The organism is Haladaptatus pallidirubidus, assembly GCF_020700235.1.
In the GTDB taxonomy this organism is placed as follows: Archaea; Halobacteriota; Halobacteria; order Halobacteriales; family Haladaptataceae; genus Haladaptatus; species Haladaptatus pallidirubidus.
In genome coordinates, this window is record NZ_CP085301.1 from 3,050,997 (window position 1) to 3,071,238 (window position 20,242).

Sequence of the window (20,242 nt, forward strand, 5' to 3'; positions counted from 1 at the left end):
GCATCCGTTCTACCACCGACCAGCGACCGCGCCCCGGAAAATCGCGCGCGACCGGGTCACGAGGAAAAAGTTGCCCGCCACGAAAGAGTTATCTCGGTCGCCGTAACAAGAGTGCAAACACAGATGCGAATGCGACAGTCACGCATGACCCTCGATTCGTGGGAGTCGAGCGTCGCGGCTGTCGAGCGCGTACTCATTATTGTAGGGGTCTAGCTACCCCTACACTATTCTCACCCCCGACTCCCGAATCGCACTCCAACAACACCGAGTTTACGCGCACACCAATGTCAAAAACACGACCGACAGCCAAACGGTATCGACCGCAGTTCGACCCGCACCGACGACCAATCGACCAGCATCGACCATCAAACGACCGGCACCAATCTCCAACCGACCAACACCTTCCGACGAACGGCGTCCGAACCGAGGTGATCGATTCGTGAGCGAAAACGCGGCTCGCGCCGTTTCACAAGAAATGGAAGGAGCGGACGACGAACCGACTCGGGAACCAGAACCGAAAGCGGAGAAATCGGAGACGCACCAGCAGTCGGCCGATTCGACCGAACCGGCCGAACCGCAAACCGGCGCAAATGCAGTCGTCAGCGCGCTCGAATCCGCGGGTGTGGAAACCCTGTTCGGCGTGCAAGGTGGCGCGATTATGCCGGTGTACGACGCGCTCGGAAACTCCGATTTGCGTCACGTCACGATGGCGCACGAGCAGGCCGCGGCCCACGCCGCAGACGCCTACGGAATCGTCGCCGGAACGCCGGGCGTCTGTCTGGCTACGTCCGGGCCGGGCGCGACGAACCTCGTTACCGGATTGGCGGACGCGGACATGGACTCCGACCCCGTCGTCGCCCTGACGGGCCAGGTGCCGACGAACTTCGTCGGCAACGACGCGTTTCAGGAGACGGACACCACGGGCGTCACGGCACCCGTTACGAAGGCGAACTACTTCGCGGGCGAGACGGAAACAGTCGGCGACACGGTCGGCGAAGCGTTCGCGCTCGCCCGCGAGGGTCGGCCCGGGCCGACCCTCGTGGACTTACCGAAGGACGTAACGCTGGCCGAAACCGACGTGCGGGAATCCACGTCCGAAACGCCGGAACATTACAACCCGCAGACGGAACCGGACGCCGACGCGGTCGCAGAGGCGGCACGGACGCTGGCGGCCGCGGATAGACCGCTGATTCTGGCCGGCGGGGGCGTCATCAAGGGCGACGCGAGTCCGGAACTGCGGGCATTCGCCACAGAACACGACATCCCCGTCGCAACGTCGATGCCCGCCGTGGGCGCGTTTCCGGAAGACCACGAACGCTCCGTTGGAATGGTCGGTATGCACGGAACCGGCCCCGCGAACATGGCTGTCACGCACTGCGACACCCTCCTCGCGGTCGGGTGTCGCTTCGACGACCGGCTAACCGGCGGCGTCGATTCGTTCGCGCCGGAAGCGACCGTCGTCCACGTCGACATCGACCCGGCGGAGATTTCGAAGAACGTCTACGCCGAAGTTCCGGTCGTCGGAGACGCCGGAACTGCACTCGAAGAAATCGGCGAGGAGATGGAATCGACCCCGGACGCGGACGATTGGCGCGAGCAGGTCGCGGATTGGCGGGACGAATATCCCATGACCTATCACGCGCCAGAAGACGGTCCGGTCAAACCCCAGTTCGTCGTGGAAGCGTTCGACGCGGCGACCCCCGACGACACCATCGTCACCACCGGCGTCGGCCAGCACCAGATGTGGGCGGTGCAGTTCTGGACGTTCACCGAACCCAGAACGTGGGTGTCCTCCCACGGCCTCGGAACGATGGGCTACGGCCTGCCCGCCGCCATCGGCGCGCGAATGGCCGCCGGAGACGACCAGCAGGTCGTCTGTTTCGAAGGCGACGGCTCGTTCCTGATGACGGTGCAGGAGCTATCGGTCGCCGTCCGCGACAATCTGGATATCACCGTGGCCGTCCTGAACAACCGCTACATCGGCATGGTTCGCCAGTGGCAGGACGCCTTCTTCGACGGCAACCGGGTCGCCTCGGAGTACGACTGGTGCCCCGACTTCGGCACCCTCGCCGAAGCGTTCGGCGCGAACGGATTCACCGTCTCCCATCCGGAGGAGGTAGCTGATACGGTCGAGGCCGCACTGGAGTACGACGGCCCCTCGGTCGTCGACTTCCGAATCGACCCCGGCGAAAACGTCTACCCCATGGTTGCGAGCGGCGGAGCCAACGGAAAGTTCGCCCTGTCGGAGGAACAACTATGAGCAGCGACGATTCGACCGACGAGAGGATGGCGGATGGGCAGTCCGCGTCGATACCTTCGGCGGGAATGCCCGGTCCTGCACCCGACGAGCGACCGCATCCGGAGGGGCGACGAAACGCACAGGGCGTTCGAATCGACCCCGACGTAGAGGCGAAACCGGAGCGGCGAACCGCGGTGGTTTCCGCGCTGGTCGAACACGAACCCGGCGTCCTCTCGCAGGTCTCCGGACTGTTCTCCCGGCGGCAGTTCAACATCGAGAGTCTGACGGTTGGCCCGACGACAGTGGACGGCCACGCGCGAATAACGCTGGTCGTGGAGGAAACCGACCACGGCATCGAACAGGCGCGAAAGCAGTTGGCCAAGCTACCGACCGTCATCCAGGTGGGCGAACTTGACGACAACGCCGTTCGGGCCGAACTCGTCCTCCTCAAAGTCCGCGGCGACGAACCAGACCAGGTTCACGCCATCACGGAGATGTACGAAGGGCAGACGCTGGACGCCGGACCGCGAACCATCACGGTCCAGATTACCGGCAACCAGCGGAAGATAGACGACGCAATCGACGCTTTCCGGCAGTTCGGCATCATCGAAATCGCGCGAACCGGCCAGACCGCACTGGCCCGCGGCGACACGCCGACGACGCCCGGCGAGGAACCGGGTCACTCCACCGAACCGACCGACGAACAGTACAGCGAGACGAACTCCGATACGACCACTAAAACCGACGAAAACTAACGATTTCCAACCATGACAAACGATTCCACGATATACTACGACGACGACGCGAACGACGCACGACTCGAAAACAAGACGGTTGCCGTCCTCGGCTACGGCAGTCAGGGCCACGCCCACGCGCAGAACCTCGCGGAAAGCGGGGTTGACGTTGTCGTCGGTCTCCGCGAATCGTCATCCTCGCGGAAGGCGGCGGAGGCCGACGGCCTGCGCGTAGCGACCCCGAAGGAAGCGGCCAGCCAATCGAACATCGTTTCCGTGCTGGTGCCAGATACGGTTCAGCCCGCCGTGTACGACGACATCGAATCCGAACTGGAAGCTGGCGACACCCTCCAGTTCGCTCACGGCTTCAACATCCACTACGGCCAAATCGAACCGCCGGAGGACGTGGACGTGACGATGGTCGCGCCGAAGTCGCCGGGCCATCTCGTCCGTCGGAACTACCAAGCGGACGAGGGAACCCCCGGATTGCTCGCGATTTATCAAGACGCCAGCGGCGAGGCGAAAGCCGAGGCGCTGGCCTACGCGAAAGCCATCGGCTGTACCCGAGCGGGCGTGGTTGAAACGAGTTTCCAGGAGGAGACGGAGACCGACCTGTTCGGCGAGCAGGCCGTGCTCTGTGGCGGCGTCACCGAACTCATCAAGATGGGCTACGAGACGCTCGTGGACGCGGGCTACTCGCCGGAGATGGCCTACTTCGAATGTCTGAACGAGATGAAACTCATCGTCGACCTGCTGTACGAGGGCGGCCTGGGCGAGATGTGGGATTCGGTCTCCGACACCGCCGAGTACGGCGGTCTGACCCGCGGCGAGGTCGTCGTGGACGACCACGCCCGCGAGCGGATGGAGCAGGTGTTAGAAGAGGTTCAAAACGGCGAGTTCGCCCGCGAGTGGATTCTGGAGAATCAGGCCGGACGGCCGGGTTACCGCCAGAAACGGCAGGCCGAAAAGAGCCACGAAATCGAGGACGTCGGCGCGGAACTGCGGGACCTGTTCGCGTGGGCCGACGAGGACGAATCGGCGGACGAGGAAAAACGGGAGGTACCGGCAGATGACTGACGAGTCACCGCGCGACTCGAAACGGCGAACGGGGAACCCGGAAGAACGTCGTTCTTCCGGCGTGAGCCGTGAGCAAAACGAGCGAGAAGAAACGCGAGTCGCGAGTAACGAAAACAGAGAGATGGCGAACGTGAGCCACGTCCATCCGTACGCCGACCAGGGCGCGATGACGCGCGTGTTCAACCGCGGGCCGGTTTCGACGGATGGCGGAACTGCAGGTGACGAGGGAACAGCTGCAGGTGACGAGGAAACCACGGCGAGCGATTCCGAGACGATGGCGGAGGTGTCCCACACCCCGCCGGAAGGGGCGGGTGACTCCTCCGAAGTATTCGAACGCGGGTACGAACACCAGGTAGGAAACACATGAGCGAGGGAACGCTGTACGACGCGGTGTGGGATAGACACCGCGTCACCGAGCTGCCGACCGGGCAAACCCAGTTGTTCGTCGGCCTGCACCTCATCCACGAGGTGACGAGTCCGCAAGCTTTCGGAATGCTACAGGAGCGCGACATGGAGGTCGCCTATCCCGATAGAACGCACGCCACTGTTGACCACATCGTCCCGACCGCGGATCAGTCGCGACCCTACGGCGACGACGCCGCGGAGCAGATGATGTCCGAACTGGAGGAAAACGTTCGAGAGGCGGGCATCGACTTCTCGCACCCCAACTCGGGTGACCAAGGCATCGTCCACGTTATCGGCCCGGAGCAGGGACTAACCCAGCCCGGCATGACCATCGTCTGCGGCGACAGCCACACGGCCACACACGGTGCGTTCGGCGCGCTGGCGTTCGGCATCGGGACGAGTCAGATTCGGGACGTGCTGGCCACCGGAACCGTGGCGATGGAGAAACAGGACGTGCGCCAGATTCGCGTGAGGGGCGAACTCGGAGCGGGTGTCTCGGCGAAGGACGTGATTTTGGAAATCATCCGCCGACTCGGCACCGACGGCGGCGTCGGTTACGTCTACGAGTACGCGGGCGAAGCCGTCGAAAACATGGGCATGGAAGGCCGGATGAGCATCTGCAACATGTCCATCGAGGGCGGCGCTCGTGCCGGATACGTCAACCCCGACGAGACGACGTTCGAGTATCTGCGCGAGACGGACGCCTTCCGCGACGACCCAGAGACGTTCGAGCGACTGAAATCCTACTGGGAGTCGGTCCGGTCGGACGAGGACGCGAAGTACGACGACGTGGTCGAAATCGACGGCGACGATCTCGAACCGATGGTGACGTGGGGGACGACGCCCGGTCAGGGTGTCGGCATCACGGAGTCGATTCCGGAGCCCGACGAATTACCGGAGGCAAAGCGCGAAACGGCCCGGCAGGCACAAGAACACATGCGCGTCGAACCGGGCGAGACGATGGCCGGCTACGACGTAGACGTGGCGTTCCTCGGCTCCTGTACGAACGCCCGACTGCCAGATTTGCGACGGGCCGCACAACTCGTGAAAGGTCGAGAGGTTCACGACGACGTTCGAGCGATGGTCGTCCCCGGAAGCCAACGCGTGAAAGCCGCGGCAGAGCGCGAGGGGCTGGACGAAATCTTCCGCGAGGCCGGATTCGACTGGCGAAACGCGGGTTGTTCGATGTGCCTCGGCATGAACGATGACCAGTTGGACGGCGACGAAGTCTGTGCCTCATCCTCGAATCGAAACTTCGTCGGACGGCAGGGAAGCCCGGATGGGAAAACCGTCCTGATGAGTCCGACGATGGTCGCCGCCGCGGCGATTCGCGGTGAAGTGACCGATGTGCGTGAGATGCAGGAGGTGGCGAAAGCATGACGGAGACGGACGAGAAATCGACGGAAACGGACGAGAGCGTGACCGAAGAAATCGAAACGGAATCCGGAACCGGCGTCGCGGTTCGCGGCAACGACATCGACACCGACCAAATCATCCCGGCGCGGTTCATGAAGGTGGTCACGTTCGACGGTCTGGGCCAGTTCACCTTCTTCGACCAGCGGTTTACCGACGAGGACGAACGGAAAGATCATCCGTTTAACCGCGACCAACACCGAGACGCCTCGGTGCTGGTCGTCAACGCCAACTTCGGCTGTGGCTCCTCACGCGAGCACGCGCCGCAGGCGCTCGCCCGCTGGGGAATCGACGCTATCGTCGGCGAGAGCTTCGCCGAGATCTTCGCCGGGAACTGCCTCGCCTTGGGGATTCCGACCGTCACCGCCGATTCGGAGACGGTCGGCGAGCTGCAGGCGTTCGTCGAATCGAATCCCGACGCTGAAATCGAGGTTGACGTGGCGAACGAAACGATTCGCTACGACGGCCAAAAAATCGAGGCGAACGTGGACGACGCCCAGAAAAAAGCCCTCGTGGAGGGTATTTGGGATACGACTGCCCTGATGAAGTCGAACGAGAAAGCAATCGCCGAGACGGCCGAAAATCTCCCCTACGTGGAACCATGACCGATCGAATCGCAGTCATTCCCGGCGACGGAATCGGACGGGAAGTCGTCCCCGCGACTCAGCGCGTTCTCGAAGCGGTCGAACCGGAATTTTCGTTCGTGGAGGCCGCCGCGGGTGATGCGGTCAAAGAAGAGACCGGAACCGCGCTTCCGGCCGAAACCCGCGAACTCGTGGCGGACGCGGATGCGACCCTGTTCGGCGCGGCGGGCGAGACGGCGGCGGACGTCATCCTCCCCCTTCGGCAGATCGTGGGTTCGTTCGTCAACGTTCGGCCCGCGCGGGCGTACCCCGGCACCGACGCCCTGCGCCCCGAAACCGACCTCGTCTTCCTCCGCGAAAATACGGAAGGAGTCTACACTGGCCACGAATCTCGACTGACCGACGACGTGGCGACCCTGACCCGCGTCGTCACGGAATTCGCCTCGGAGCGACTCGCCGAATTCGCCTGCGAGTACGTCGAGGAGCGCGACGAGGACGGGTTCACCATCGCGCACAAGGCCAACGTAATGCGCGAGACGGACGGCCTCTTCCGCGACACGGTAGACCGCGTGGCCGACGTTCGCGGCGTCCCCCACGACGAAGCGCTGATGGACGCGCTGGCGACCCACCTCTGTCTCCACCCCGAGGAGTACGGCGTGGTCGTCTGTCCGAACCTCGCTGGCGACGTGCTCTCCGACCTCGCTGCCGGACTCGTCGGCGGACTGGGGCTGCTCCCCTCCGCCAACATCGGCCCGGAAAACGCCCTGTTCGAACCGGTTCACGGCACCGCCCCGGACATCGCGGGCGAGGGCGTGGCGAACCCCTGCGCGACGATGTTCTCCGCCGCGATGCTGTTGGAGTATCTGGACTACGACGAGGAGGGGAAGGCAGTCCGAAGTGCCGTGGAATCCGTGCTGGAAGACGGCCCACGGACGCCCGATTTGGGCGGCTCTGCCGGAACTGATGCGGTTACTGACGCGGTGCTGGGGCAGTTGTCGTAACGCAACTCGTTTCACTCCTTCTACTGGGTGCGATTACAAGAGTCCGGACAGCACCCAGAATAGGCCGAAGACCCCGAGAAAGACGAATCCGATTTGCGTCAGCAGCACCTTCCATCCCGCGGGTTCGACTTCGTCCCACGGGGTCGTGCTTCCGACGGAATCTAACTGTTCGCTGAACCGTGAGAGATGATATGAAAAGCGATAGCCCACCGCACCGACCACGATACTTGCGAGACCGAGGAATATTCTTCCGGAATCTGCCATACGTTTTGTTCCGATGTTCGTGGTATACGTTTTCTGTCCTGAATGTCCGCTTTCGGATGGTCAAACTACGACTTCGAAGTGGTGTTCTGGTTGCTAAGAAACCGTTTCCGAGGATTTAGCGGCTCCAACTGCTAGGCGCAAGCCACGTCCGCCTTCCCTCCCTCCTCTCGCAGGCGTGACCTGCGCCTAGCAACTCCGAACTGGCTTCCCTGAAAAATTGTCGTGAATTAGTCCGTCAACCCGTAGCCGCGCCGGAACAGGTACGCATCGACCAGCATGAACACCACGGTCAGCCCCGACAGCACGGCGAGCGAGAGATTTGGATTGACTTCAGACGCCCCCAAAAAGCCATACCGAATCCCGTTCACCATGTACACCATCGGGTTGAGTAGGGTGACGTCGCGGAAGATGCCCGGCGGAAGGCTGTTGACGGTGTAGAACACCCCGCCGAAGAAGACGAGGGGGCGGACGAGGAACTGGTTCATCATCGTCAAGTTGTCCCAGTCGTCGGCCCAGAGGCCGCCGACCACGCCGACGCTCGAAAACAGGAGCGTGATGACGAACGCGAAGGCGAGGAGGTAGAACGGCTTTGCGACGCCGACGCTGGTGAAGAACGCGCCAATGACGGCGATGAGCGCTCCGACGAGCAGGCCGCGAACCGCGCCGGAGACGATGTACGCCGCGACCATCCGCGAGTAGGACATCGGCGAGGTCAGCGCCTCCTCGATGTAGCGGTTCCAACGCCCGTGGAAGATGGAAAACGACGAGTTTTCGAACGCGTTGGAAATCGCGCCGAGTACCACCAGACCGGGCAGGATGAACGTGATGTAATCCACGGTCAGCCCGTCGAACTTCATCGTTCCGACCCGTTCGCCGAGGACGACGCCGAACACGGCGAAATACAGCACGTTCGTCACGAACGGCGGGACGAAGGTGTTCCGCGGTCTGCGCAGGAATCTGAGAATTTCTCTGCGCGTGAGCGTCGCGAATCCGGTCACGCTACCGTTGCTCATCTTTTTCCTCCGTCCGCCATCGCCGAAACCGCCTCCTCTTCCGCGTTCTCCTCCGTTCTTTCGTCCTCAGTTCGTGTCATCGATACGAACACCTCTTCGAGCGATGTTCGAGAGATGTCGAAGTAGTCGATTTCGAACCCTTTCCGGTCGAGTTCGCGGACGAGTTCCGGGGCGAGCAGTCCGGCCTCCTGGGCCGTGATGACGAGGTCGTCGCCGTCGAGTTCGACCTCCCGAATCTTGTCGCGGCCCGCGGAGAGATGGGGTTCGGTTTCGGGCGGGTTGCGGAGCGTCACCGTGATTTTGTCCGGCCCTTGGTTCATCAATTCGTCGGGACTCGCCACCTCGACGATTCGCCCCGAATCGAGAATCGCCACTTCGTCGCAGAGTCGTTCCGCCTCCTCGATGTAGTGGGTCGTGAGCAGCACCGTCGTTCCCGACTCGTTGAGTTCGATAATCGTCTCCCAAAGTTCGTGGCGGATCTGCACGTCCACGCCCGCGGTCGGTTCGTCCAGAATGAGCAGATCGGGGTCGGTGATGAGCGCCCGCGCCAGCATGAACCGGCGCTTCATACCGCCGGAAAGCCAATCGAATCGCGTGTCGCGCTTATCGTAGATGCCGACCTGTTTTAGCACCTCGTCGGCCTTCTCCTTCGCCTCGGATTTCGGGATTCCGTGATAGCCCGCCTTGTGTTCCAACACCTCTCGAATCGGGAAAAATCGGTCGACGTTGAACTCCTGGGGCGCGAGGCCGATTCTGTCACGCGCTTCGCGGTAGTCGTCTTCCACGTCCGCACCGAACACCGCGGCGGTGCCGCCGGATTTTTTCACCAGTCCGACGAGAATGTTGATGAACGTCGTCTTGCCCGCGCCGTTCGGGCCGAGCAGGCCGAAAAACGACCCCTCCGGAACGTCGAGCGAAACCCCCTTCAGCGCCCGAACATCCCCGTACTGTTTCTCTAGGTCCCGGATACGTATCGCAGAATCCATCGAAAACCCGTAGCGGACGGGCGCGGTTAAGCCTGCTGAACCGGGTCAGAGGTTCGCAAGCACGTCGTCCGCGTCGTCCAGATAGCATTCGAGATGCTCCTCCCCGTGGGCGAACGAGAGGTGGTGTCGTTTGTACGGGTTCGGCGTGAAGAAGTGCCCCCGTTCTCGCATTCCTCCAGCGAACTCGCGGAATTTCTCTTCGTCCAATCCGAGAATGTCCTCGTAGCTTTCCGGTTCTCCCGTCACCCCGAACTGGATGCTGAAGATGCTCCGATGGCCGACGACGCGACCCGGAACACCGCGGTCGGCGAGCAGGTCGCGAAGTCCGGCGCGGTAGTCGTCGCCGAGGTCGGTGACGTAACTCTGCACGTCTTCCTCGACGATGGTATCGATCGTCTCGCGCGCAGCGGCCAGTCCCGGCAGATTTCCGGAGTAGGTTCCGCTGATGACGACGCCGGATTTGTTGTCGCCGCCCGCCTGCGAGAGCAACTCTTCGCGGCCGCCGACCGCCGCAACCGGGTAGCCGTTACCCAGCGCCTTCGCCACGCAGGTCAAATCGGGTTTTACGCCAAACTCGCCCTGCGCGCCGTTCGGCGAGTGTCGGAATCCGGAAATCACCTCGTCGAAGATGAGGGGTACGTCGGCCTCCTCGGTCAGTTCGCGGAGGGTCTGCAGGAACTCCCGTCGGGGTAAAATACAGCCGACGGAGTGCGGAACCGGTTCGAGGATGACACCCGCGAGGTCGTCACCGTGGTCGCGGAAAACGTCCTCGACGGCTTTCGAATCGTTGAACGGCACTACGAGCGTGTTCTCCACCGCGGACGAAAGCATCCCCTCGGATTCGGGATACTGCTCGCCGAGGCCGTCTTCCGGCGGATAGACGCTCACGTCCACGTAATCGTGCCAGCCGTGGTAACAGCCCTCGAATTTGAGAATTTTCTCGTTGCCAGTTGCGGCGCGCGCGAGGCGAATAGCGTGGTAGGTCGCCTCGCTCCCGCTGTTGCAGAAGTTGACCTGCTCGACGCTCGGTAACTGTTCGACCAGTCGCTCGGCCACCTCGACTTCGAGCGGGGCCGTCCCGGCCCCGTAGAGAACGCCGCCGTCGATGGCTCTCCGGGCGGCGTCGTCCACCGAGTCGTAGGCGTGGCCGAGAATGATGGGGCCGAATCCGAGGTGATAATCCGTGTATTCGTCGCCATCGACCGTCGTGAGCGTCGCGTCCTTCGCGCGCTCGAAGGCGATCTCGCCCGTGCCGTAGGCCTGTGCCCGGAGGCCGGTCTGGGCACCGCCGGGAATAACGTTTCGGGCGCGGTTGACGATTCGTTCGCTCTCCGTCGCATCGCTCGTGGATTTCTGCGTCATAGCTGAAAGGAATTCGAGTTGGTGTTCGTCAGTCGTCGGTTGTCGGTGTCGCGACGCCACCGGTATCAGCACCGTCGGCGGGCCAAACCCCAGTCGTAAAGTCGATTGCGCCGTTCCACTTCGCCACGAGGGTCGTCACGGCGAGGTCGCCGGTGACGTTGTTCATCGTTCGAAGGCGGTCAAGTAGCGGGTCAACTCCCGCAACCATCGCGATGGGGGCCAGTGGAAGGCCGACCTGCTGAAACACGACGGTCATCATGATGAGGCTCGCGCTGGGAACGCCCGCGGTACCGATACTGGCGAGGAGTGCGGTAATGAGGACGCTGAACTGTTGTGCAAGCGTGAGCGACTCGCCGACCACGTTCGCCGCGAAGATGGTGGCGATACCGAGATACATCGCCGTTCCGTCCATATTGATGGTCGCACCGAGCGGGAGCGAAAAGCCGTACACGTCCTCATCAATGCCGAGGTTTTCGTCCGCGTTGGACATCGTCACCGGAAGTGTGCCGCTCGACGAGCGGATACTCAACGCGGTCATCATGGCATCTCGACTGCCTTCCACGAAGTCAATGGGTGACTTCCGAACGAGTCCGAGGAGGATGAAGAGGAAGTAAACGACCGATATTTGGATGGTGATGGCGATAGCGAGCGCGGCACAGAGTTTGAACAGAGAGACGATGGCATCGATGCCGATGTCCCCGAAGAGGGAGGCCATCAACGCGAACACGCCGATGACGCCGTACTCCATCACACCCCAGACGATTTTGAACATGACTTCGGTGCCCACCTCGACGGCGTTGAATATCGACTCGACGCCGGTTTCCATGGTCGAGCCTGGTTTCGCCTCGTCCCGTACCACCGTCAAACCGATACCAAAGACGAGGGAGAAGAAGATGATACCGAGCATCTGCCCCTCGGCCATCGCAGCTAACGGATTCTCCGGCACGATGTTGAGGAATACCTCACCGAGCGGTGGGGCTTGCCCTGGATCGACGTTGGCGCTTTGATCCAATTCGATTCCCACACCGGGGTTAATGACGTTACTTACACCGAGTCCGATGGCGATAGCGATCATCGTCGTAAAGAGATACAGCAGAACGACTTGGCCACCGACCTTGCCGAGATTCTGCGGCGAGAGGTTTCGGGCGGCCATGATGAGCGTAAAGACGACGATAGGGACGATAACCATCTTCAGCAGCCGGACGAACAGGTCGCCGAGCGGCTGGAGGCTTGTCGCTGGTTCGCCGACGACCACCCCGATGATGGAGCCGAGGACGAACGCGGTCGCGATTCGATAAATTATCGGCACCGACCGATATCGTTGCCACGCTCCGTATACTGTGCTATCCGTCATACTCTAACAATATACATAGATACCTCCCAAAACGGTTTCGGTTCCCTACAAAATGAGTTTAGGAAACTATGTATTGCAAATTAAATTTGGAAACTTACATTGTTATCCTGATGTCTTAATATCTTCTACCGTCCGGGAACTTCGACCTCTTTTTATCGTCGAGAGGCAGATTACGGTACAGAACCTAAGCGTTCGTTCTACTCATCGCATGTTCGTTCCGAATCGCCCCGCTCGTCTTCTCTTTCGCGTATTTCGGGTCGCTTGTCCGCCGTGGGGCGTACTCACTCTCGTTTCGCACTCGGATTCGTCACCGCGCCGTTCGCCGCCGAACCGAACGATTCTCCGTATTTGGCGAGGACGCCGGAGGTGTACGGTGGTTCTTCGGTCTCCCAGTCGTCCAATCGCTCGGCGAGTTCGTCGTCCGAGAGCGCGACGGACAGTTCCCGGTTCGGGATGTCAACCGTCACTTCGTCGCCGTCTTCAAGCACCGCAATCGGACCGCCGTCGCGGGATTCGGGCGCGACGTGGCCGACCATCGGGCCGCGGGTCGCACCCGAAAACCGCCCGTCGGTGAGGAGCGCCACGTCGTCCTCGTGGCCCTGTCCGACCACCGCCGCGGTGACACCGAGCATCTCGCGCATGCCGGGGCCACCGCGGGGGCCTTCGTTGCGGATGGCGAGCACGTCACCCGATTCGATGTGGCCCTCTTGGACGTACTTCATCGCGTCCTCTTCGTTCTCGAAAACGCGGGCCGGGCCGGTGTGGTGGAAATTATCGTCGCCGGTCACCTTCAGCACCGCGCCGTCCGGCGCGAGGTTGCCGGTCAGAATCTTGATCGCACCCTCGTCGTGGAACGGGTCGTCCGCGCGGCGGATGAACTCCGCGTCTTCGTTCGCCTCTCCCGTCACTCCCAGATAGTCGAGTTCCTCTTCGATGGTTCGCCCCGTCACGGTCATGGCGTCGCCGTGGACGTATCCCGAATCGAGCAGTCGGCGCAAAACGGTCGGCACACCGCCGATTTCGTGCAGGTCTTGCATCACCCGCGACCCGCCGGGTTGCAGGTTGACGATTTTCGGCGTCCGGCGCGAAATCTCGTCGAAATCGAGGATTTCGAGGTCGATTCCGGCCTCCGCCGCGAGCGCGAGCAGGTGAAGCACCGCGTTCGTGGAACCGCCCATCGCCACCTGCACCGCGATGGCGTTCTCGAACGATTTTCGGGAGAGGATGTCCGAGGGCTTCCTGTCGTTTTTCACCGCGTCTAAAACGAGTTCTCCGGCGCGTTCCGCGACTTCGTACCGTTCGTCGGATTCCGCCGGTGGACTGGCCGAACCGAGCGGCGCCAGTCCGATGGTTTCGCTGATGGAGGCCATCGTGTTCGCGGTGAACATTCCCCCGCACGACCCCGCGCCGGGGCAGGCGTCGTGTTCGAGTTCGACCAACTCCTCCTCGGTCATGTCGCCGTGGGCCACCGCGCCGACGCCCTCGAAGACGTTCTGAACGGTCACTTCGCGCCCCTCGTGTTCGCCGGGGAGAATCGACCCGCCGTACAGGAAGACGGTCGGCAGGTCGGTGCGGACGGCCGCCATCATCATCCCGGGGAGATTTTTGTCGCACCCCGCGACCGTCACGAGGGCGTCCATGCGCTCGCCGAACGCGACGAGTTCGACGCTGTCGGCGATGACCTCGCGTGAGATGAGACTCGCCTTCATCCCTTCCGTGCCCATCGAAATCGCGTCGGAGATGGTAATGGTGCCGAACTCGATGGGCATCCCACCGGCCGAATCGACGCCGTCGATGGCGGCGTCGGCCACGTCGTCCAGATGGACGTTACAGGGCGTGATGTCCGCCGCGGGGTTCGCAACCCCGACCATCGGAGAGGAGAGGTCGTCATCGTCGAACCCCATCGCCCGGAACATCGCCCGGTGCGGGGCGCGTTCCGGTCCCTCGGTAACTTCCCGACTTCGCAAGCTTTCGTCCTTCTCGCCGCTGTTGCTCATAACTGTGGGTAAGGGTGGCGCGGGGGGTTAAAGACTTGCCAAGCGACAGACCTTGCTGTCGAATCGGTCGGACGGAAAATCACGTGGCGAACTGCTGTGGACGAGCGAAGCTAGATTGGTGCCGACGCTCGAACTGAACGAATCGTGGACTGACGACCTGCTCGTCGCAGGCGACCCGACCCACAGCGGATGCGTGGCCTTGCGGGACGTCACGGTGCGCAGTCAGTTCGCCAGTAAGGGAGTCCCGGTCGATGACGGTGACCGCGTCGAATTCGTCGGCGAGAATGCGGGCCGTAAACGGTCCTGCCATCCCTGCGCCGATCACCACTGCGTTCCCACCCTGTTTCGACAGTCGGTCACTGTCGTACCGCGAAACGGTTGTAAGGTCATAACGACCACACTTCCCACTAGTGAACCTCGCGCAGTGGTATGCTAAATTTTGTCACACAACTCTTCGAATCGGCTACTCCAGTTCGGACAAAATCTCGCCTGTCAGTTCTCGGGCCTGTTCTACGTGTCCATCCGCTTTTTCACTCCCCGTCTCATCGACGTGCGAAAGTAGTTCGTTCGCCTGCGACACGCGCTTCTCCACGACTGATTCTGGCGCGTTCCTCGCGTCCCCGACGACCGCTTCCGCTTCTCCGAGATATTGGCTCGGTCTGGTCGCCACTGGCAGGGAGGCAGTCGCTTCGAGGTGGCTGTGCAAATCGACGACGAGTTGTTGAATATCGGTGATACTGGCGGTTCGAGGACGACTCCCTTCGGTGTGTCGCTCCGCTTTTCTCCCCTATTCTCCCTCGCCCGTTTCGATGGGCGCGCGAACCAGATTCCCCCACTCCGTCCACGACCCGTCGTAGTTCCGCACGTCGTCGAATCCGAGCAGTTCGTAGAGCGCGAACCATTCGATCGAGGAGCGTTCTCCGACCCGGCAGTAGGCGATAACTGATTCCTCGCCGTCAACGTCGTGACCTGCGTAGAGGTCGCGCAGTTCGTCGGCGGATTTGAATCGACCGTCGTCCGCGAGGACTTGCGCGACCGGGACGTTGCTCGCGCCAGGGATATGCCCCGCGCGCTGGGCCGTCTCGTTCAACCCTTCCGGGGCGATGATTTCGCCCGTGAACTCCTCCGGCGAGCGAACGTCAACGAGGGGCAGTCCGGACTCGATTGCCTTGTCCACGTCGTCCTTGTACGCCCGAATCCCCTCGAACGGACCGCGGGCGTGGTACTCTACCGCCGGATGGTCGGGCTCCTCGTCGGTGAGTTCGTGATCGTTTTCGACCCAGTAATCCTTCCCGCCGTTCAGCACGCGGGCGTCCTCGTGGCCGTAGTATTTGAACTCCCAGTAGGCGAACAGCGCGAACCAGTTCGGAATCCAGCCGTCGCCGTAAAACACGACGGTCGAATCCGCGCTGATTCCGGCGTCGCCAACCACGTGCTCGAAATCCTCCTTTTTCAGAATGTCGCGCTCCGTTTCGTCGGAGAGGTCTTCGTCCCACTGCATCCCGATTGCGCCGGGAATGTGTCCCTCGTCGTATCGCGACGGGAAGTCGCTGTCCGGGGATTCGGGGCTGTTCACTTCCACGAGCCGATACTCCGGGTCGTCGCTTTGGAACTCCTCCGCGTGGTCTTCCACCCATTCCGCCGAGACGAGTACGTCGTTTGCGTAGTCTGGCATCGAGGGATGGACGACGGTGAGCAGTAAAACGTTCGCGGCCGGTTCGTCGCCGCGCCATCTGAAGTCCGATTTTCTGTCGCGTAACCGGTAGAACTACTTCGATAACGCGCGTCGATTTGGGTATGGCTCTTGGGACGGTGCGCGAGACGGTGGCAGTCCTCCGCGAATCGCGGGCGGCGATTTGGGAGGGTCGAGCTGCGATTCAGGAGGGAAGGTCGGAGCTCGAATTGCGATACAAACGTCGAAAACGACAGGTCGAAAACGTAGAACGGGTCATCGAACTACTCCGGTCGGACGGCCCGGACACCGACGTTCAGCGTCTTTTCGCCGCGTTTTCCTTCGGTGACGACGCCAACCGTCGGGACGGATACGACACTGGACGAAAGATGCGCTAACGCTTTTCGGTTCTCTCCGCGCCCCCGCCGAACACGTATTGAATACCATCGTAAAACTGGAAATATTGTCAAAGACGTATCTAAAACCCCGGTGAATGGTCGATTTTCAAAAATTCATTTCAAGATAGGAAATGATATATTCTGACTTAGGAACTAATATCGGCAAATGCCCAATATAATCGGTATGTTTATAAAGAATTCCTCGTATCTCTTACGTGCAGGAGATATTGTTAATGTCCGAGGATACACCGAAGCACGGCATGGGAGACCCCGACTACGAGAACGAAGACGGAGAGAAAAAGACGCTCACGACGAACTCCGGGGAGCCGGTTCCCGACAACCAGAACTCCCGAAGTGCTGGTCCTGAAGGTCCCCTCCTCATGGAGGACTACCACTACTTTGAAAAGATGGCGCAGTTCAACCGGGAAGAAATCCCGGAGCGCATCGTCCACGCGAAAGGGGGCGGCGCGTTCGGGACGTTCACCGTCACGAACGACGAAATCAGCGACTACACGATGGCGGATATGTTCTCCGAGGAAGGCAAGGAAACCGACCTCGTCGTCCGTTTCTCCACGGTCGCCGGTTCGCGCGGTGCGCCCGACACCGTCCGCGACCCCCGCGGATTTGCGGTGAAGTTCTACACCGAGGAAGGAAACTGGGACATGGTCGGTAACAACACGCCGGTCTTTTTCATCCGCGACCCCTCGAAGTTCCCCGACTTCATCCACACGCAAAAGGAAGTGCCCGGAAGCGGCCTGAACGACCCGACGCCGCAGTGGGACTTCTGGTCGCTCTCGCCCGAATCGCTCCACCAGATTACGACGCTGTTCAGCGAGCGCGGCATTCCCGCCTCGTGGCGGCACATGAATGGCTACTCCAGCCACACGCTCTCGCTCTACAACGACGAGGGCGAACGCTACTGGGTCAAGTTTCACTTCAAAACCGACCAAGGAATCGAGAATCTCGACCCCGAGAAAGCGAAGGAACTCGCCGGAGAGAATCCACACTACCACCGCGAAGACCTCTGGACGGCCATCGAAGAGGGCAACTACCCGACGTGGACGCTCAAGGTGCAGATTATGCCCGAGGAGGAGGCAGAAGAGTACGATATCAACCCGTTCGACCTCACCCGCGTCTGGCCGCACGACGACTACCCGCTCATCGAAGTCGGAACGATGGAACTCAACGAGAACCCGGACAACTTCTTCCAAGACGTCGAGGAGTCCGCGTTCTCACCAGCACACGTCGTCCCCGGCATCGCCCACAGTCCGGACAAGATGCTGCAGGGTCGCATTCCGTCCTACGACGACGCCCACCGCTACCGCCTCGGCGCCAACTTCGAGGACATCCCGGTCAATCAACCGAAGAACGCGGAGAAGGCGAACTACCACCAGAACGGCTTCATGCGCTCGGACGGCAACAACGGTGCCGGGCCGAACTACGAGCCGAACAGCTTCGGCGGCCCGGTCGAAAAACCGGAAGTCGAACAGCCGCCGCTGAACATTTCGGGCGATGCGGACCGCTATGAAATGCAAGAGCGCATCGACAATTACAAGCAACCAGGTGACATGTTCCGCGACGTCATGTCCGAAGAACAGCGCGATCACCTGATGGACAATTTCGCGGACAGCATGGAACCCGTGGACGAAACCATCCAGAGGCGTCAACTCGCGCACTTCTACAAGGCCGACCCCGACTGGGGTCGTGGTGTCGCCGAGCGACTCGATCTGGACATCGAGGACGCCGTCGATGACGAACTCCTCGAAGCCGACGACGACGAAGTCGCGGAAGCGCCCGTCGTCGCCGAACTGCTGGACTAACCCGACGCAAACTCCGCTTTTCTGGTTGTGCCGACACAACGATCATGGAGTCGCTATTTTTCATCCGAAGGAAAGAATAATATATTGACGTTTCGGAGTGTGGTTCGATGACAGACGATTTTTCGCTCGAAGAACTCGCTCGCCTTCCGGAGTTCAATCACCCCGCGGCATCTCCGGATGGCGAACAAGTTGCGCTCTACTACGACGGCACCGGCAGAAACGAACTCCACGTTATCGACGTTGAAACCGGCGAGGTGAGACCGGTGAGCGACGGAGAGGTGCCGCGAAACGCGCGTTGGCCGTTCATGTGGGCACCCGACGGCGAATCGATCTATTTCCACCGCGACGACGCGGGCGACGAACAGAACGACATCTGGGAAATCGACCGCAATGGAAACGTTGCTCCCGTCGTTGAGGATTCGGCTCAATGTGTTCTCGCCGACGTTCGCGGAGACGAACTGCTCTACATCAGCAGCGCCGACGGGCAGATGAACCTCCATCGCTACGACCGAGAAACGGAAACAAGCAAGCGATTAACCAACCATGAACATGCAGTTTGGAACGCCGCGTACAGTTCCAACGGAACCCGAATCGCGTACACGACGAACGAATCAGAGAACCAGAACAACGATGACGTGTACGTGGCCGACGCAGATGGGTCTGACGCGCGAAACCTCGAACTCGGAACCGAGGGAAGCGAAACCAGATTCGTGGATTGGTCGCCCGACGGAACTCGACTGCTCTTCTCGGACAACACCGCGGACAAAACCCAGTGTGGCGTCTACGACCTCGAAGCAGACGAAATCGAGTGGTTCGGGAAAAACGAATTCGTCGAAACCCCGGTTGCATTCCGGTCCGACGGAAGCGGCTTTCTCGCACTTCGAACGCGGGACGCCGTAATCGTCCCGCTCGTCTACGATGTCGAGGAGGGAAAAGCGACCGAACTCGACCTGCCCGAAGGGGTTGCGTCTTTCCCCGAATACGGGGATTCAGCCCTGCTCGGCGATGGTCGTCTGCTCATCGAGCAGACGACGCCGACACAACGCCCCGCCCTGCTCGTTCATGACCTCGAATCGAGCACGACAGAAACGCTCCTCGAACCAGAGTACGGCGATATCGACCCCGATTCGTTTACCGACGCGGAGTACATTTCCTTCGAATCCCATGACGAACTAGAAATCGGCGGTCTACTGTACGACTCGGGTGAACGACCCTCTCCGGCAGTTGTGGACATTCACGGCGGCCCATCGTCGCATGACCTTCGAGAGTTCGACTACCGCGCACAGTTCTTCACGAATAAGGGCTACACCGTTCTGCAAATCAATTACCGCGGTTCGATTGGCCGCGGACGCGAGTTCAAAAATAGCCTCATCGGCGACTGGGGTGGCGCCGAGCAAGCCGACATCGCCGAAGGCGTTCGGTGGCTTGGCGAGAAGGAGTGGATTGACGAAGACCAAACTGTCGCCTACGGTGGATCCTACGGCGGCTACAGCGCCTACTGGCAAATGGTGCAGTATTCGGAACTGTACACTGCAGGTATCGCGTGGGTTGGTGTAACCGACCTCCACGACATGCACGAAAACACGATGCCGCACTTCCAGACCGGCCTGATGGAGAAGTATCTGGGCGACCCCGAGGAGAACCACGACCTGTACCGCGAGCGAAGCCCCATCGAGTACACCGAAAACCTGAGCGCGCCACTGCTGATGGTGCACGGCGTCAACGACCGTCGGGTGCCCGTCTCACAAGCCCGACTGTTCCGTGACAAGCTCGAAGAAGACGGATTCGTGGAGGGCGAGGACGGCGATTTCGAGTACGAAGAACTCGGCGATGAGGGACACGGAAGCACCGATATTGAACAGAAAATTCGCTCTCTCGAACTCGTGGACGATTTCCTCGAACGGCGAGTTTCGACGGAGTGAG

20 protein-coding genes are annotated in these 20,242 nt (G+C 61.3%); 11 read left to right on the top strand and 9 right to left on the bottom strand.

The annotated features are described in order from the left end of the window. Window positions 1-284: 284 nt before the first annotated feature. Genes LIX15_RS16420 through LIX15_RS16455 form a run of 8 tightly spaced genes read left to right on the top strand, consistent with a single transcriptional unit; the run spans window position 285 to window position 7,453 of the window. Entirely contained in the window at window positions 285-443 is a 159-nt protein-coding gene (locus LIX15_RS16420) for a hypothetical protein (RefSeq protein WP_227774235.1), read from the top strand. After that, window positions 440-2,260 carry a biosynthetic-type acetolactate synthase large subunit gene (gene ilvB / locus LIX15_RS16425; RefSeq protein ID WP_390184207.1) on the top strand — a complete coding sequence of 607 codons (1,821 nt, stop codon included), beginning with the start codon at window positions 440-442 and terminating at the stop codon, window positions 2,258-2,260. The genes LIX15_RS16420 and ilvB overlap by 4 nt, the downstream gene beginning before the upstream one ends. 26 nt (window positions 2,261-2,286) lie before the next feature. Continuing rightward, complete coding sequence (gene ilvN, locus LIX15_RS16430) at window positions 2,287-2,994, top strand: acetolactate synthase small subunit (protein ID WP_345412329.1); 708 nt, start codon at window positions 2,287-2,289, stop codon at window positions 2,992-2,994. A gap of 12 nt (window positions 2,995-3,006) precedes the next feature. After that, window positions 3,007-4,050: a ketol-acid reductoisomerase gene (gene ilvC / locus LIX15_RS16435; protein ID WP_227774238.1), complete on the top strand. Its 1,044-nt coding sequence runs from the start codon at window positions 3,007-3,009 to the stop codon at window positions 4,048-4,050. Further along, window positions 4,043-4,417 carry a DUF7989 family protein gene (locus LIX15_RS16440; protein WP_227774240.1) on the top strand — a complete coding sequence of 125 codons (375 nt, stop codon included), beginning with the start codon at window positions 4,043-4,045 and terminating at the stop codon, window positions 4,415-4,417. The genes ilvC and LIX15_RS16440 overlap by 8 nt, the downstream gene beginning before the upstream one ends. Continuing rightward, complete coding sequence (gene leuC / locus LIX15_RS16445) at window positions 4,414-5,835, top strand: 3-isopropylmalate dehydratase large subunit (protein WP_227774242.1); 1,422 nt, start codon at window positions 4,414-4,416, stop codon at window positions 5,833-5,835. The genes LIX15_RS16440 and leuC overlap by 4 nt, the downstream gene beginning before the upstream one ends. Continuing rightward, the gene (gene leuD / locus LIX15_RS16450) at window positions 5,832-6,473 is read left to right on the top strand and encodes a 3-isopropylmalate dehydratase small subunit (RefSeq protein WP_227774243.1); all 642 of its coding nucleotides are present in this window, start codon (window positions 5,832-5,834) and stop codon (window positions 6,471-6,473) included. Before leuC ends, leuD begins: the two co-directional genes overlap by 4 nt. After that, entirely contained in the window at window positions 6,470-7,453 is a 984-nt protein-coding gene (locus LIX15_RS16455; protein ID WP_227774245.1) for an isocitrate/isopropylmalate dehydrogenase family protein, read from the top strand. Before leuD ends, LIX15_RS16455 begins: the two co-directional genes overlap by 4 nt. A gap of 33 nt (window positions 7,454-7,486) precedes the next feature. Here LIX15_RS16455 and LIX15_RS16460 read toward each other — a convergent pair whose 3' ends face one another. The 9 genes from LIX15_RS16460 to LIX15_RS16500 form a co-directional block, all read right to left on the bottom strand. Then, window positions 7,487-7,717 carry a DUF6199 family natural product biosynthesis protein gene (locus LIX15_RS16460; RefSeq protein WP_227774247.1) on the bottom strand — a complete coding sequence of 77 codons (231 nt, stop codon included), beginning with the start codon at window positions 7,715-7,717 and terminating at the stop codon, window positions 7,487-7,489. 227 nt (window positions 7,718-7,944) lie between these two features. Then, window positions 7,945-8,730 (bottom strand): ABC transporter permease, encoded by a 786-nt coding sequence (locus LIX15_RS16465; RefSeq protein ID WP_227774248.1) that lies wholly within the window; start codon window positions 8,728-8,730, stop codon window positions 7,945-7,947. Then, window positions 8,727-9,716: an ABC transporter ATP-binding protein gene (locus tag LIX15_RS16470; protein ID WP_227774250.1), complete on the bottom strand. Its 990-nt coding sequence runs from the start codon at window positions 9,714-9,716 to the stop codon at window positions 8,727-8,729. Before LIX15_RS16470 ends, LIX15_RS16465 begins: the two co-directional genes overlap by 4 nt. Window positions 9,717-9,761: 45 nt before the next feature. After that, window positions 9,762-11,078 carry an aspartate aminotransferase family protein gene (locus LIX15_RS16475; RefSeq protein ID WP_227774252.1) on the bottom strand — a complete coding sequence of 439 codons (1,317 nt, stop codon included), beginning with the start codon at window positions 11,076-11,078 and terminating at the stop codon, window positions 9,762-9,764. 28 nt (window positions 11,079-11,106) lie between these two features. Beyond that, window positions 11,107-12,432: a dicarboxylate/amino acid:cation symporter gene (locus LIX15_RS16480; RefSeq protein WP_227774253.1), complete on the bottom strand. Its 1,326-nt coding sequence runs from the start codon at window positions 12,430-12,432 to the stop codon at window positions 11,107-11,109. Between the two features lie 281 nt (window positions 12,433-12,713). After that, on the bottom strand, window positions 12,714-14,429 hold the full coding sequence (ilvD, locus tag LIX15_RS16485) for a dihydroxy-acid dehydratase (protein WP_227774255.1): 1,716 nt from the start codon (window positions 14,427-14,429) through the stop codon (window positions 12,714-12,716). 79 nt (window positions 14,430-14,508) lie between these two features. After that, on the bottom strand, window positions 14,509-14,757 hold the full coding sequence (locus LIX15_RS16490) for a hypothetical protein (RefSeq protein ID WP_227774257.1): 249 nt from the start codon (window positions 14,755-14,757) through the stop codon (window positions 14,509-14,511). A 135-nt stretch (window positions 14,758-14,892) separates the two neighbouring features. Continuing rightward, complete coding sequence (locus LIX15_RS16495; RefSeq protein WP_227774259.1) at window positions 14,893-15,135, bottom strand: DUF8152 family protein; 243 nt, start codon at window positions 15,133-15,135, stop codon at window positions 14,893-14,895. 81 nt (window positions 15,136-15,216) lie between these two features. Beyond that, window positions 15,217-16,104, bottom strand: a complete 888-nt coding sequence (locus LIX15_RS16500) for a sulfurtransferase (RefSeq protein ID WP_227774261.1) — start codon at window positions 16,102-16,104, stop codon at window positions 15,217-15,219. Between the two features lie 122 nt (window positions 16,105-16,226). Here LIX15_RS16500 and LIX15_RS16505 point away from each other — a divergent pair, with 122 nt between their 5' ends. From LIX15_RS16505 to LIX15_RS16515, 3 genes are all read left to right on the top strand, one after another. Then, window positions 16,227-16,499, top strand: coding sequence for a hypothetical protein (locus tag LIX15_RS16505; RefSeq protein ID WP_227774262.1), 273 nt, complete (start codon window positions 16,227-16,229; stop codon window positions 16,497-16,499). A 233-nt stretch (window positions 16,500-16,732) separates the two neighbouring features. Next, window positions 16,733-18,319, top strand: coding sequence for a catalase (locus tag LIX15_RS16510; RefSeq protein ID WP_303657533.1), 1,587 nt, complete (start codon window positions 16,733-16,735; stop codon window positions 18,317-18,319). A 107-nt stretch (window positions 18,320-18,426) separates the two neighbouring features. Continuing rightward, window positions 18,427-20,241: a S9 family peptidase gene (locus LIX15_RS16515; protein ID WP_227774264.1), complete on the top strand. Its 1,815-nt coding sequence runs from the start codon at window positions 18,427-18,429 to the stop codon at window positions 20,239-20,241. Window position 20,242: the final 1 nt, after the last annotated feature.